15 protein-coding genes are annotated in these 13,848 nt (G+C 62.0%); 13 read left to right on the top strand and 2 right to left on the bottom strand.

The window, feature by feature from the left end:
• Positions 1-30: 30 nt before the first annotated feature.
• The 13 genes from alaS to H0194_RS00730 all read left to right on the top strand — a co-directional run bounded on the left by alaS (position 31) and on the right by H0194_RS00730 (position 12,753).
• Positions 31-2,697 (top strand): alanine--tRNA ligase, encoded by a 2,667-nt coding sequence (gene alaS / locus H0194_RS00790; protein ID WP_185176016.1) that lies wholly within the window; start codon positions 31-33, stop codon positions 2,695-2,697.
• A 28-nt stretch (positions 2,698-2,725) separates the two neighbouring features.
• A complete protein-coding gene (gene ruvX / locus H0194_RS00785) occupies positions 2,726-3,253 on the top strand; it encodes a Holliday junction resolvase RuvX (protein WP_185176015.1) in 528 nt (175 codons plus the stop codon).
• An 84-nt stretch (positions 3,254-3,337) separates the two neighbouring features.
• Entirely contained in the window at positions 3,338-4,504 is a 1,167-nt protein-coding gene (mltG, locus tag H0194_RS00780) for an endolytic transglycosylase MltG (RefSeq protein ID WP_185176789.1), read from the top strand.
• Between the two features lie 40 nt (positions 4,505-4,544).
• Entirely contained in the window at positions 4,545-5,408 is an 864-nt protein-coding gene (locus H0194_RS00775) for a shikimate dehydrogenase (RefSeq protein WP_185176014.1), read from the top strand.
• A gap of 90 nt (positions 5,409-5,498) precedes the next feature.
• Positions 5,499-5,954 carry a prepilin peptidase gene (locus tag H0194_RS00770; RefSeq protein WP_246388959.1) on the top strand — a complete coding sequence of 152 codons (456 nt, stop codon included), beginning with the start codon at positions 5,499-5,501 and terminating at the stop codon, positions 5,952-5,954.
• 7 nt (positions 5,955-5,961) lie between these two features.
• The gene (gene aroC, locus H0194_RS00765; protein WP_185176013.1) at positions 5,962-7,185 is read left to right on the top strand and encodes a chorismate synthase; all 1,224 of its coding nucleotides are present in this window, start codon (positions 5,962-5,964) and stop codon (positions 7,183-7,185) included.
• Between the two features lie 73 nt (positions 7,186-7,258).
• Positions 7,259-7,813, top strand: a complete 555-nt coding sequence (locus tag H0194_RS00760; RefSeq protein ID WP_185176012.1) for a shikimate kinase — start codon at positions 7,259-7,261, stop codon at positions 7,811-7,813.
• Positions 7,814-7,871: 58 nt separating this feature from the next.
• Positions 7,872-8,948 carry a 3-dehydroquinate synthase gene (gene aroB, locus H0194_RS00755; RefSeq protein WP_425486451.1) on the top strand — a complete coding sequence of 359 codons (1,077 nt, stop codon included), beginning with the start codon at positions 7,872-7,874 and terminating at the stop codon, positions 8,946-8,948.
• Between the two features lie 10 nt (positions 8,949-8,958).
• Positions 8,959-9,402: a type II 3-dehydroquinate dehydratase gene (aroQ, locus tag H0194_RS00750; protein ID WP_185176010.1), complete on the top strand. Its 444-nt coding sequence runs from the start codon at positions 8,959-8,961 to the stop codon at positions 9,400-9,402.
• A gap of 92 nt (positions 9,403-9,494) precedes the next feature.
• Complete coding sequence (locus tag H0194_RS00745) at positions 9,495-10,586, top strand: aminopeptidase P family protein (protein WP_185176787.1); 1,092 nt, start codon at positions 9,495-9,497, stop codon at positions 10,584-10,586.
• Positions 10,587-10,711: 125 nt separating this feature from the next.
• On the top strand, positions 10,712-11,275 hold the full coding sequence (gene efp, locus H0194_RS00740; protein WP_185176009.1) for an elongation factor P: 564 nt from the start codon (positions 10,712-10,714) through the stop codon (positions 11,273-11,275).
• Between the two features lie 27 nt (positions 11,276-11,302).
• Complete coding sequence (gene nusB / locus H0194_RS00735) at positions 11,303-11,869, top strand: transcription antitermination factor NusB (RefSeq protein WP_185176008.1); 567 nt, start codon at positions 11,303-11,305, stop codon at positions 11,867-11,869.
• Positions 11,870-11,898: 29 nt separating this feature from the next.
• On the top strand, positions 11,899-12,753 hold the full coding sequence (locus tag H0194_RS00730; protein ID WP_185176007.1) for a PPK2 family polyphosphate kinase: 855 nt from the start codon (positions 11,899-11,901) through the stop codon (positions 12,751-12,753).
• Positions 12,754-12,783: 30 nt separating this feature from the next.
• Here the strand turns inward: H0194_RS00730 and H0194_RS00725 are convergent, their stop codons facing one another.
• Together H0194_RS00725 and H0194_RS00720 are read right to left on the bottom strand one after the other, a co-directional pair.
• Positions 12,784-13,257, bottom strand: coding sequence for a YbjN domain-containing protein (locus H0194_RS00725; protein WP_185176006.1), 474 nt, complete (start codon positions 13,255-13,257; stop codon positions 12,784-12,786).
• A complete protein-coding gene (locus H0194_RS00720; RefSeq protein ID WP_185176005.1) occupies positions 13,247-13,786 on the bottom strand; it encodes a YbjN domain-containing protein in 540 nt (179 codons plus the stop codon). Before H0194_RS00720 ends, H0194_RS00725 begins: the two co-directional genes overlap by 11 nt.
• Positions 13,787-13,848: the final 62 nt, after the last annotated feature.

Raw genomic sequence — 13,848 nt, 5'->3', positions numbered from 1 at the left:
GCTGCCATCGACCAAGCGAGGATTTAGCACGTGAAGACCCATGAGATCCGCCAGCGGTTCACCCAGCACTTCGTCAACCAAGGTCACGAGGAAGTACCGAGCGCCTCGCTGATCCTTGATGACCCGAACTTGCTGTTCGTTAACGCGGGCATGGTTCCCTTCAAGCCGTATTTCTTAGGCCAGCAGACCCCGCCGTTCCCCAACGGCACCGCAACTTCCATCCAGAAGTGTGTGCGCACCCTGGACATTGAGGAGGTCGGCATTACGACCCGCCACAACACCTTCTTCCAGATGGCGGGCAACTTCTCCTTCGGTCAGTACTTCAAGGAAGGCGCTATTAAGAACGCCTGGGCGTTGCTGACCAACTCGGTCGACGACGGTGGCCTGGGCCTAGACCCGGAGCGCCTGTGGGTCACGGTGTACGAAACCGACGATGAGGCCGCGGAGATCTGGAACCAGAAGATCGGGGTGCCTGCCGAGCGCATCCAGCGCATGGGCATGGAGGACAACTACTGGTCCATGGGCATTCCTGGGCCATGCGGTCCCTGCTCGGAGATTTACTACGACCGTGGCCCGGAGTACGGCCAGGAGGGCGGCCCAGAGGCGGACGACAACCGTTACATGGAGATCTGGAACCTGGTCTTCATGGAGTTCGAGCGCGGCGAGGGTGACAAGAAGGGTAATTTCCCGCTGTTGGGCGAGCTGCCGCAGAAGAACATCGATACTGGTATGGGCATTGAGCGCGTGGCCTGCATCCTTCAGGGCGTGGACAATGTTTACGAAACGGACCTCTTGCGCCCGGTTATTGATGTTGCTGAGGAACTCACTGGCGCCACCTACGGCAAGGATCAGGACTCCGATGTGCGCTTCCGCGTCATCGCGGACCACTCCCGCACCGGCATGATGCTCATCCTGGACGGCGTGACCCCGTCCAACGAGGGCCGCGGCTATATCCTGCGTCGCCTGCTGCGTCGCATCATCCGGTCTGCCCGACTGCTGGGCGCGACCGGGGCCACGATGGAGCGCTTCATGAACACCATCATGGACACGATGACTCCGTCCTACCCGGAAATCGCGGACAACCGCGAGCGCGTCATCCGCGCGGCCGTGGCCGAGGAGAAGGCCTTCCTCAAGACCCTGGAGTCCGGCACGCAGCGCTTCGACGAAGCGGCGGCCAATCTCAAAGGTAGCGGGCAGAAGGTCTTGCAGGGCCAGGATGCCTTCGTGCTGCACGATACCTACGGCTTCCCCATCGACCTGACCCTCGAGATGGCGGCGGAGGCCGGACTCGAGGTGGACATGGCTGCCTTTGACGCGGCGATGACGGAGCAGCGCGAGCGCGCCAAGGCCGACAACAAGGCTAAGAAGAACGCGCACGCCGACGAGTCGCTGTACCGCGAGTGGGTGGACAACCAGCCGACCATCTTCACCGGCTACGAAGAGCTCAGCTCGACGGCCAAGGTGATCGGGCTGGTTCGCGGTGGTCAGAAGGTCAACGAGGTCGCGGAAGGCGACGAGGTTGAGGTCATCTTGGACCAGTCGCCGCTCTACGCCGAATCCGGCGGCCAGCTGGGTGACCGCGGCTCAATCTTCGCCGGCGACGCGCAGCTGCAGGTCAATGACGTGCAGCAGATCGGCAAGAAGCTCTGGATCCACAAGGCCACGGTGACACGCGGCGGACTGGATCTCGGCTCCGCGGTGACCGCGCAGGTGGACGAGCAGTGGCGCCACGGCGCTACCCAGGCCCATACCGCTACCCACCTCATCCACGCGGCCCTGCGCCAGGTGCTCGGCCCCACCGCCGTGCAGGCTGGTTCCATGAATAAGCCGGGCTACCTGCGCTTTGACTTTAACTTCACGGAACAGCTCAGCCCAGCGCAGCTCGAAGAGATTGCCACAATCACCAACCAGGCGGTGGACGCAGACTTCGCGGTCAACACCATCGAAACTTCCCGCGAGGAGGCCGAGAAGATGGGCGCCATGGCGCTGTTCGGCGAGAACTACGGTAAGACCGTTCGCGTCGTGGAAATTGGCGGGCCGTTTTCCATCGAGCTGTGCGGCGGCACCCACGTGGCGCATTCCTCGCAGATCGGTCCGGTGGCGGTGCTGGGCGAGTCCTCCGTGGGCTCCGGCGCCCGTCGCATCGAGGCCTACTCGGGCATGGACTCGTTCCGCTACTTCTCCAAGGAGGCAGCTCTGCTCGAGGGCGTTGCCCGCGATATGAAGGCGAAGCCGGAGGAGCTCCCAGATCGCATCGCAGCTTTGGCAGAGAAGTTGAAGAACGCGGAGAAGGAGCTGGAGAACTTCCGCAAGGCCCAGCTCGTGGCCAAGGCCGCTGACATGGTGGCTTCGGCGCACGACGTCAACGGCTTCAAGGTCATCACCATGCGTCTGCCGGAGGGCACCGCCGCGGGCGATCTGCGTACCGTGGCGGCGGACCTGCGCGGCCGCGTGGCCGACCAGGACGCTCTCATTGTGCTGGCCGCCGAGAACGACGGCAAGGTCCCGTTCATCGTCGCCGCCACCAAGTCCGCGGTGGACCGCGGCATTAAGGCTGGCGACGTCGTGAAACTGTTCGGCGAGTACGTCGACGGCCGCGGCGGCGGAAAGCCCGACATGGCCCAGGGCCAGGGCGCCACCCCGGAGGGCGCCGAGCGCGGCTTCGAGGCCGTCAAGGAATTGCTGCAGTCCAAGTAGGCTGCGCGCGGAAAGGCGGTACCTAAAAATGTCAAAAGTGGAACCGGACACGCCTGGGGTCGACGACCCCGGGGCGGGGCGTCGGCTAGCGCTCGACGTCGGCACGGGGCGCATCGGCGTCGCCACCAGCGATCGCGACGCCCGACTGGCCACTCCTGTGGAGACAGTGCCGCGCGTCACCGGATTCAAAGACCGCGATGGCGCCGACATCGACCGGATTTTGGAGCTCATCGCCGAGTACGAAGTCGTGGAGATCATCGTCGGCCTACCGCGGGACTTGCAGGGCAATGGCTCAAAAAGTGTGAAACACGCCAAAGAAATAGCGTTTCGTATCCGCCGCCGCCTGAGCAAAAGTGCCAACATAGGAGAAGCTCCGCCGGTGCGGATGGCTGATGAACGACTCACCACGGTGGCCGCAACTACGGCGCTTCGGGCGTCGGGCGTCAGCGAGAAAGCCGGGCGGAAGGTGATCGACCAGGCCGCGGCAGTAGAGATTCTGCAGTCGTGGCTCGACGCCCGTCGCAGCGCCCTCGCCAGGGACACCGCGGGTGAATAACCCTACATCGACAGCAGTTAAACCGGCAGCACCAAGGAGACCTTCTTCACCATGAGTCCAAGAAATCCCCGCATGGCGCGACGTATGGACACCAAGTACGTTAAGCGTCGGCAGCGCGGCCTCGCCGTACTTGTGGCGTCGCTGGTGCTGGTCATCGGCGCTATCGGCTACATTGGCGTGTCCAAGCTGTTCGGAGGAGGGGAGGAGCGATCCGTGACAGCAGACTACGAGGGGACCGGCAACGGCGTGACCAAGCTGGTGGAGATTCCGGAAGGCTCTGCGGTATCCCAGCTGGGGCAGCAGCTGGTGGACAAAAACATTGTGAAGTCTGATGGGGCTTTCCAGACTGCGGCGGCGAACAATCCCGACGCAGGTGATGTCCAGCCAGGCTTTTATCGCCTGCAGGAGGAAATGAGTGCGAAGTCCGCAGTGGACGCTCTGCTGAACCCGGACAACAAGGTGGATCTCCTCGACGTTCCAGGTGGCGCGACGCTGTCTGATCTCCAGGTCATCGGCGGGGACAAGCGATTGGGCATTTACTCGATGATTGCCGACGCCTCCTGCCAAGGCGAGGACAAGGAATCCTGCGTCAAGAAGGAGGACCTGGAAAAGGTGGCCGCTACCGCGGACCTTGAGGCGCTCGGCGTGCCGGAATGGGCGCGGAGCGACATCGAAAAGCGTGGCGATGACCCGAAGCGCTTGGAGGGGCTTATTGCCCCAGGCCAGTACGTCCTGAACCCAGAGATGAACGCTGAGGAAATCCTGACGGATCTGATTACTCGATCGACGAAGAAGTACAACGAGACTGACATCGAAAACCGTGCCAAGGCCATCGGCCTGAGCCCCTACGAGCTGCTCACCTCCGCGTCGCTGGTCGAGCGCGAGGCTCCGGCGGGAGAATTCGACAAGGTCGCCCGCGTTATCCTGAACCGTCTCAAAGAGCCAATGCGTCTGGAGTTCGACTCCACGGTGAATTACGGTCTCGAGGATGTGGAGCTGGCCACCACGGACGAACACCGCGCCGAGAAGACTCCGTGGAACACTTATGCCAAGGACGGTCTCCCGGAGACCCCGATCGCCAGCCCGAGCGAGGAAGCCATCTCGGCGATGGAGGATCCCGCTGACGGCAAGTGGTTGTTCTTCGTCACGGTGGACGACCAGGGCACCACGGTGTTTTCTGACGACTACGATGAACACCTGAAGAACGTGGACAAGGCCATGAACTCCGGCATCCTCGACCAGCACCGCTAGGCAACCGTCGACTGCGCCACGATACTTTTAAGGAGATGTCATGCCTCGCGCCGCGGTGATCGGTTCCCCGATTGCTCATTCGTTGTCCCCGGACATGCACAACGCGGGCTATGTGGCTCGGCGTCTGGATTCCTGGACATACCACCGTTTCGACGTAGACGAGGCGGGCTTTGGTGACTTCATGTCGCGGTTGCCTGTCGACGCCCCCGACGTCACCGGCTTGTCGGTGACTATGCCGTTGAAGTTCCGGGCGCTGGACTTCGCCGACGAGGTGACTCCTCGGGCCGCACTCATTGGCTCGGCCAATACCCTTGTACAGATGGGGCATGCGGGCTCCCGTCCTCTGTGGCGGGCCGATAACACCGACTGCGATGGCGTCGTCGGTGCGCTCCGCACGCTTGACCTGCAGGCTAATGAGGATGATTCGACCCCGCGCAAGGCAGTACTCATCGGTGCTGGGGGCACCGCGCGGCCGGCGCTGTGGGCTCTGGCGCAGGAGGGCTTCGCCCACGTTACTGTTCTCAATCGCAGCGATCGCAGCGCGGAGTTCAAGGAGCTTATCGACGCCCTGGGGATTACCGTGGACTTCCAGCAGCTCAACTCTGAAGCGACTGAACGCCTGCGCGAACTGGCTCTCGGGGCAGACGTGTTGGTGTCCACGGTGCCGTCGGCCGCGCTGGCCGGGTGTGAGCGCGCGCTGGCACATACCAAGGTCTTTGATGTTATCTACGATCCTTGGCCAACGTCGCTGATTAAGCAGGCTGCCGCTAATGGCTACCGCACTGCTGGGGGCCACACCATGCTGCTGCACCAAGGCGTGCAACAGTTCGAGCAATTCACTGGCCACACCGCGCCCGTGGCGGCGATGGAAGCTGCCCTGCACCGAGCCCTGCAATTGCGGTAGTCTCAATCTAGACATCGTTGTGTTGGCGGGGGCCTGCACAATTAAAGGGGCTTGGTCGACCATACGGCGGGGAAGTAGAGGGGAATACGGGTGGGGGACTTTGGCACCGTCGCAGCGCTGGTCTGCGCTGCGACGTGGGCGGTTGCGTTGTGCATTTATGACTTTCGGTGGCAGCGGTTACCTAACTTCTTAACGCTGCCTGCCGCTGCCGGAGCAGTGGTGGCAGCAGCACTGTGGGCGCCGGAGGCGCTGTGGGGCTTGGCCTGGCCTCTACTGTATGTAGCGTTGGCTCTCGCGCAACCTCACGGCGCAGTGGGTGGCGGGGACATCAAGCTTGCCGCAACGCTGGGCCCGGTAGTGCAGTGGGTCGGAGGCTTCCTTGCGGTAGTACTAGCGATAGGATGCGCCGCCGCGTTAACGCTTGTCGGTGCCGTGGGATGGCACCTTGTTGTGCGGACATCCCGGGTAGCTCGCGGAGGGATTCCACACGGTCCGAGCATGATTATTGCCACCGTATCAGTCATGGCCGCTGTGCTCATGGCATAATCCATGTATGTTTCGTTGGTCAACTGCTGGAGAATCGCACGGCCAGGCTCTCATCGCCATGGTGGAGGACCTGCCCGCTGGCATCAAGTTGAGTTCTGAAGCCATCTCTCGGCAACTCGCACGGCGCCGCCTAGGCTACGGTCGCGGCGCCCGCATGAAGTTTGAAGCCGACGATGTCACGCTTCTGGCGGGCGTGAGGCACGGCGTGACCCTGGGCAGCCCGGTGGTCATCATGATTGGCAACACAGAGTGGCCCAAGTGGACCACCATCATGTCTGCGGATCCAGTGGATACCGAAGATTCAGAGGTTGCCTCCGCGCTCAATTCCGGACGAGGCGCGCAGTTGACCCGTCCTCGTCCGGGCCACGCGGACTTTGCCGGCATGGTCAAATACGGCCATGAGGATGCTCGTCCGATTTTGGAGCGAGCGTCCGCGCGAGAGACCGCCGCTCGCGTTGCGGCCGGAACCGTGGCGCGGCAGTTCTTGCGGCAGACCCTGGGCATCGACGTGTTTTCACACGTCGTGGCCATTGGTGATATGGAGCCCTATTCTGGTGCTAGCCCTTCCGCAGCTGACTTGGACGACATCGATGCCTCGCCGGTTCGCGCTTACGATGCCGATGCCGCCGCCGAGATGGTGGACAATATTGAGCGCGCTAAGAAATCCGGTGACACCCTCGGCGGTGTGGTGGAAGTGATCGTTGATGGCGTGCCCATCGGCCTCGGCTCGCACACGCGGTGGGACGCCCGCCTGGATGCGCGCTTGGCCGCCGCATTGATGAGCATCCAGGCCATCAAGGGCGTAGAGATCGGCGATGGCTTCGCGGAAGCCCGTCGCCCGGGCACGCAGGCGCACGACGAAATGGTGCGCACCCCAAGAGGCGTTGAGAGGCTGAGCAACCGGGCCGGCGGTCTCGAGGGCGGGATGACTAACGGCCAGCAGCTGCGGGTGCGGGCAGCGATGAAGCCGATTTCCACCGTGCCCCGTGCCCTGTCTACTGTGGACATGTCTACCGGCGCTGCCGCGACAGCCATTCACCAACGCTCCGATGTGTGCGCTGTGCCGGCGGCAGGTGTCGTGGCCGAGGCGATGGTTGCGCTCGTGCTGGCTGAAGCAGTGCGTGAGAAGTTCGGGGGTGACTCCGTAACGGAAACTGTCCGAAATATTGATAGCTATAACGGATACGTGTCCCAGCGTCTCGAATTCGATGACGCCGACAGCTCGCAATAGACTGCAGCACTGCGGATATTGATGCGGATGTTTATCTGGAATCCAGAAATCCTGAGAAGGAAGGCGAAGGCTAGTGAATGATCAGGCACCTTTGAGCGTGGCCAGCGGCGGACCCCGCGTTGTGTTGGTGGGCCCGCCCGGAGCTGGAAAATCCACCATTGGGCGGCGCTTGGCTAGCACCCTGATGCTTCCTTTCGTTGACTCGGACGCTCTTATCGCAGAGGACTTCGGTATCCCCTGCGGTGACGTGTACAACCTGCTCGGGGAGGAGGCGTTCCGCGCCAAGGAAGAGGAATTCGTCGCGCAATCCCTCGCCTCCGGCGGTGTCGTCAGCCTGGGCGGGGGAGCAGTACTGAGTCCCGTCACCCGCGACCTGCTGGCCCGCCACACTGTGGTCTACTTGGACGTCTCCGCCGAGGAGGGGATTCGGCGTACCAGCGGGGAGAACACGCGCCCCGTTTTGAAAGCCGACGACCCAGTGCAGCACTACATGTCTCTGCTTGAGCAGCGCGGCCCGCTTTACCGTGAGGTTGCAGACTTTAAGGCGCGGACGGATGGCAAGACCCCACAGCAGGTTGTTGGCGATATCCTGGGCTTTATTGAATCCGTTGCCCTGGACCACGTCTAGGTTCTGATCGGTATGCGCTGTTCAACGTCCAATCTGAGGTGAGGAGTTTGTGGTGGAACTGACGACTATCCCGGTACGCGGGGCGAACCCCTACGACGTTGTGGTGGGCAGGGGACTGGCTCCCGCAGTCGTGGAACGCGCGCGTTCCATCGGCGCGCGGAAAGCACTGGTGCTGGTTGCTCCACCGCTGGCCACTGCAGCCGACACACTGGCGGCGGAGCTCGGCGCTTCTCATGGCGGACTCGAGGTGCATGTGGAAGTGCTCCCGGACGCAGAATCCTGCAAGAGCACCGACGTGCTGGCCCACCTGTGGGACGTGTTAGGAGAGAAGTCCTTTTCCCGCAGCGATGTCTTGATTGGGCTCGGCGGCGGCGCGACCACCGACCTGGCCGGCTTCGTCGCCGCTACCTGGATGCGTGGCATTAAGGTCATCCAGGTTCCCACCACTCTGCTCGCGATGGTGGATGCCGCCGTGGGCGGCAAGACCGGCATCAATACTGCTGCCGGCAAGAATCTCGTGGGCGCTTTCCACGAGCCTGATAGCGTTTTTGTGGACCTGGACGTTCTGGACGCGCTACCGCACACCGAGATCGTCGCCGGGTCCGCCGAGATCATCAAGTGCGGTTTCATTGCTGATGATTCAATCATTGCCGCGTACCTCGCCGATCCGCAGGCCTGCCTGGATCCCCATCAACAATTACCTACTTTGATTGCCAAGGCTATCCGGATTAAGGCGGACGTCGTCTCCCAAGACTTGAAGGAATCTGGCTTGCGGGAGATTCTCAATTATGGCCATACCTTCGGCCACGCGATTGAGCTGCGTGAGCACTACGAGTGGCGGCACGGTCATGCGGTCGCGGTGGGCATGATGTTCGTCGCGCACCTCGCGCATCAGGTAGGGGTGCTCAGCGCGGACGTCGTTAGTGTACACGAGAACGTCCTCGAGTCCGTAGGCTTGCCGACGTCCTACGCTCCCGACCGCTTCCCTGAGTTGCGCGACGCCATGTCACGCGACAAAAAGAACCGCGATGGCGCGCTCCGTTTCGTGGTGTTGGAAGCGATTGGTTCGCCACGCCGACTGGAGTCCCCAGACGAGGCCGACGTCCGCGCCGCCTACGACGCCATCACGAGATAGGCTTGAGCGCATGACTATTTTGCTGCTGCACGGCCCAAATTTGGACCGCCTGGGCAAGCGCCAGCCGGAGATTTACGGAACAACCACCCTTGCAGATATTCAGAACCGCGTGGCCGACTATGCGCGCGAACGCGGACAAGAAGTTGACGCCCGTCAGTCCAACCACGAGGGGCAGCTGGTGGAGTGGGTACACGAAGCGGCGGATAACGGCTGGGCAGTCATCGTCAACGCGGGGGCCTTGACGCACACCTCGGTCGCCTTGCGCGATGCCTTGGCTGAGATCGCCGACGGTGCCGGCTACGTGGAGGTACATCTGAGTAACGTCTACGGGCGCGAAGAGTTCCGCCATCACTCCTACTTGGCAGCCGCGGCCCGCGGAGTCATCGCCGGGCTCGGAGTCCACGGTTACTTCGCGGCAGTTGACTATTTTTCCCACGCTGACCCTGTACTTTAGGTAGACTTTCCTTTCATTGTTGAGTTCCGCCCGCCTAGTTCCCCAATGCTCCGTGGGGAGGTAAGCGGGCACACTGTAATGGAGGTATGACTATGCCGTTGGCTGATACTCGATTTTCTAACCGTCGCCGCGCCCTAGCGTCCAATTTGGCCGCCCAGCGCCTGGACGCCCTGCTGGTTACTAATCTCATCAACGTGCGCTACCTCACCAACTTCTCGGGTTCTAACGGCGCGCTCATCGTGGAAAAGGACATGACGGCCAACATCGCCACTGATGGGCGGTACACCACCCAAATCGCCGAAGAAGTCCCCGATATCGAGGCGAAGATTACGCGGGAGATGTTTGCCGAGCTTCTTGCGACGGTGCCGGCCCCGGCCCGCGTGGGCGTGGAAGCCACGCACCTTTCTATCGCGGCTTTCGACAAGCTGAAAGAGAAAGCACCGGAAGATATTGATCTGGTCCCGGTGACCGGGGTCGTCGAGAAGCTCCGCGAGACCAAAGATGAGGTGTCGCTAACGAAGCTCACCGAGATCGCGGCGCTGGCCACCAAGGCGCTCGACGATCTCCTAGACGCGGGTGGCCTGGCGGTGGGCAGGACCGAGCGCGAGGTGGCGGCGGACTTGGAGTACCGCATGCGTACCGCCGGGGCGGAGCGCCCGAGCTTCGACACCATCGTGGCGTCTGGGCCCAATTCCGCCAAGCCGCATCACGGCGCTGATGATCGTGTCATTGACAACGGTGACTTCGTCACCATCGACTTCGGTGCCCACTTGCGTGGCTTCAATTCGGACATGACCCGCACCTTCATCATGGGTGAGGAATCTGACTTCACGCGCGAGATCTACGACCTTGTGCTGCGGGCGCAGCACGCGGGCGTGGAGGCGGCGCGCCCGGGCACCACGCTGGTTGAGGTCGACGCGGCCTGCCGCTCGATTATCGAAGAAGCTGGATACGGGGAGTACTTTAACCACTCCACTGGCCACGGCATCGGCCTCGATGTCCACGAGGCTCCGTACGCCGCTACCACCGGTAAGGGCGAGCTGGCCCCTGGTATGACGTTGACGATCGAGCCCGGCGTCTACGTACCGGGCAAGGGCGGCGTGCGCATCGAGGACACCCTCATCATTACTGAAGGTGCCCCGCGTATCATCACCACGTTCCCCAAGGACCGCCGCGTCATCTAGTGACCACCAGATCCACACGATTGACTCATCGCGTTGTAGACTAGCGTGTACGCAATTTTCGTTCCGGGGCTAGGCGGTTCCCAGCTCTAGCCCGTGACACCGATAGTTATTGGAAGGTATCCCAAGTGGCAACTACCGCCGACTTCAAGAACGGCCTGGTACTCAAGGTCGACAATAAGCTCCAGCAGATTATTGAATTCCAGCACGTTAAGCCGGGCAAGGGCCCTGCTTTCGTACGTACCAAGCTCAAGGATGTCGTCTCCGGTAAGACCGTGGATAAGACCTGGAACGCGGGCGTAAAGGTGGAGACCGCGACCGTGGACCGTCGCGACATGACTTACCTGTACAACGACGGCACCAACTACATCGTCATGGACGACAAGGACTTCGAGCAGGTAGAGCTCTCCGAGGACAAGTTCGGTAACGCCGCTAAGTTCCTGCTGGAAAACATGCGCGTGCAGGTGTCTTTCCACGAGGGCGAGGCGCTTTTCGCAGAGCTTCCGGTCAGCGTTGACCTCAAGGTCGAGCACACCGAGCCGGGCCTGCAGGGCGATCGTTCCTCCGGCGGCACGAAGCCCGCCACCCTGGAGACCGGCGCTGAGATCCAGGTGCCGCTGTTCATCGAGACCGGCAACGTACTCAAGGTGGACACCCGCACCGGTGAGTACCTGTCTCGCGTCACCAACTAAGACCGACTGAACCAGGATAGCCTTTTCGTGACTGAGGACAGTAAGAAGAACTACCGCCGCCACGGTTCCCGTTACCGCGCGCGGCGCCGCGCCGCGGACATCCTGTACGAGGCGGAAAACCGCGACGTTGACCCTGTCCAACTCGTCGCCGAGCGCATCGAGCTCGCGCGCGATCGTGACAACGCGGTGGCACCGGTGGCCGAGTATACCCGCGCGATCGTGAGCGGCGTGGCTGACGAACTGGACACAATCGACGAGAAGATAGAACGCTTCCTTTCCACGGATTGGGAGCTCCACCGCATCCCAGCGGTGGACCGCGCCATCTTGCGAGTGTCCACCTGGGAACTGCTATTTAACCCCGACATCCCGACGGCGACAGCCGTGGTAGAGGGCGTTGAGCTCGCCAGCGAGTACTCTCACGACGCCGCGCCCCCGTACGTTCATGCTGTGCTGGACGACATCGCGCAGTCGCGCAGCGAATCCAGCCCGCTGGACGTCGCCGGTGATGCCGACGCAGATGAAGTAGCGGACGCGGGAGCAGAAGCCGCAGATACTGCGGAATCTGAAGCGGCCGGGCACGCGCCGCAGGACTAAGCAAGGATAAACCACGTAGGGTGGCGGGCATGGCTAAATTCAAGTTAAAACATGCCCGCACCCTGCGCGCCGGCGAAGGCTTTCGCCTCGCCGACATGGACCCTGGGTCCACTCCGGGTTTTGATGGCGACGAAGATGACCTGCAGGAACGTTTCGAGAAATACGATGAGGAGCTCTACGATCTTCAGGAGCTCCTCTTCGCCAATTCTCGTGCTAACCCGGACACCACGCCGAGCATCCTGCTGGTGCTTCAGGGCATGGACACCTCGGGCAAAGGCGGGGTCATCCGCAAGGTCATGGGAGTATTCGATCCCCAAGGCGTCGATAGCATTGGTTTTGGCGCACCGACGGAGGAAGAAAAACAGCACGACTTCCTCTGGCGCATCGAACGACATGTACCTCGCGCGGGTCGCATCGTGGCGTTTGACCGTTCCCACTACGAAGACGTGCTTATTCAACGCGTACATGGTTGGGTAGATGAACAGGAAGTCACCCGCCGTATCGAGGCAATCCAAGACTTCGAGAAGCGACTGGCTGATGCCGGCACGCGCATCATCAAGGTGATGCTGCACATCTCCAAGGATTTCCAGAAAGAAAATTTGCTGGAGCGCCTCGAGGATCCGGAAAAGCACTGGAAGTATTCCACGGGTGACCTCGATGAGCGCGCATTGTGGGACGACTACATGGCCGCTTACGAGGACGCTATTGCGCGCACGGACGCCGATCATGCGCCCTGGTACGTCATTCCCTCGGACAACAAAGATTACGCTCGCACCGCGGTGAAGTTCCTGCTTGTCGACGCCCTGCGGGGGATGGAGCTGAGTTGGCCAGAGGCTGACTTCGACGTTGCAGCGGAACTAGAGCGCGTTCGCAACGCCGAATAGTCGTCGTGTCCGACCAGCCGATGGGCCCGGCTAGTCAGTCTGCTCCGTGGATGCAGACTGTTCCTCGTTGAGCTGCTGCATCTGCTCCGCGGCAGCCACCATCGCGTCCTGTGCGGCGATAACGCCGTCGACGGCAGCCTTCAGGGCCACCTGGAGCTGCTCGTCGGTCATTCCTGCAGCGCAGGGGATGTCGCGCTCAGTGCGGACCACGAGCTTGCCTTCGTGGGAGGCGATGGCGGCACGGGCACCGAAGGACACGGAGTTGATCTGGTTGGATGCCAGGAACAAACCGGCGTCGGCGGTCGCGAAATCTGCCTCGGTGAGGACGTCGGCGCGCACGATGGCCACGGAATCCAGCAGCGCGAACGTGCAGGGCAGGCCATTGAGGTTCGCGGTGGCCACGTCGTGACCCTCGATGCGGTTAAGAGTGATGTCGTGGGTGGCCATGGCCGTGACGATGCGATCCATGGAGACGGCGTCGAGGGCGGGATTCTTAGTGCTCATGGTGTGGCTCCTCCCAGGTTACGAGTTCGGGGAATTGCTGCTCAAGGAAGTTGAAGGATTGCAGCACCGCGTCCAGGGTGGACATGATGAACGAACCCAGCTGGTTGCGGGAGAGTCCGAGTTCGGTGTTGATTTCCCGGAAGCCGGACACTGCCAACAATTCACCAGAAGCCTCGAAGAAGCGCAGTGTCGGTGCGAACTGGCCTTCGTTCCACTGGTTGACGGCTGCCAGGATCTGCGGGCCTTGGGACTGTGGGACGTCGCCACGCCACACAGAATCGATAACGAGGGTTTTCTCGCGCAGCTGGAGGGCGATGGCGGCGTTGACGAAGCCGGTGCGCACGATGGTTTCGGGCGCGGCGCCCTCGGCCATGGCGCGTTCCTCGAGCCGGTATTCGAGGTTTTCGTTCTCGAAGATTTCGCCGATCCTCTCAGGCGTGACCTCTGCGATCTCAGTGTCCGGGTAGAGCTCCGGGGTCGCTGCGGAGTCGGCCGCGGCGCCCTCGGACTTTAGGTTTGAGTCATCCATGTTCAGGGGTGAACTCCGTTTCTCACAGTAGCGATAGGGAACAAGGTTCGGCATCCACCCTA

Origin of the sequence: Corynebacterium incognita, assembly GCF_014217255.1 — a bacterium.
GTDB classification, from domain to species: Bacteria; Actinomycetota; Actinomycetes; order Mycobacteriales; family Mycobacteriaceae; genus Corynebacterium; species Corynebacterium incognitum.
Note: the sequence above shows the minus strand (reverse complement) of the source record. Positions and strands in the feature narration are given on the sequence as shown.

What these genes read in the sequence shown, in the direction of transcription:
- H0194_RS00745 (WP_185176787.1), top strand. Translation starts at nt 9,495, where the DNA reads ATGCCGTTGGCTGATACTCGATTTTCTAACCGTCGCCGCGCCCTAGCG.
- H0194_RS00720 (WP_185176005.1), bottom strand. Translation starts at nt 13,786, where the DNA reads ATGGATGACTCAAACCTAAAGTCCGAGGGCGCCGCGGCCGACTCCGCA.
- aroC (WP_185176013.1), top strand. Translation starts at nt 5,962, where the DNA reads ATGTTTCGTTGGTCAACTGCTGGAGAATCGCACGGCCAGGCTCTCATC.
- aroQ (WP_185176010.1), top strand. Translation starts at nt 8,959, where the DNA reads ATGACTATTTTGCTGCTGCACGGCCCAAATTTGGACCGCCTGGGCAAG.
- H0194_RS00725 (WP_185176006.1), bottom strand. Translation starts at nt 13,257, where the DNA reads ATGAGCACTAAGAATCCCGCCCTCGACGCCGTCTCCATGGATCGCATC.
- H0194_RS00730 (WP_185176007.1), top strand. Translation starts at nt 11,899, where the DNA reads ATGGCTAAATTCAAGTTAAAACATGCCCGCACCCTGCGCGCCGGCGAA.
- ruvX (WP_185176015.1), top strand. Translation starts at nt 2,726, where the DNA reads ATGTCAAAAGTGGAACCGGACACGCCTGGGGTCGACGACCCCGGGGCG.
- mltG (WP_185176789.1), top strand. Translation starts at nt 3,338, where the DNA reads ATGGACACCAAGTACGTTAAGCGTCGGCAGCGCGGCCTCGCCGTACTT.
- H0194_RS00775 (WP_185176014.1), top strand. Translation starts at nt 4,545, where the DNA reads ATGCCTCGCGCCGCGGTGATCGGTTCCCCGATTGCTCATTCGTTGTCC.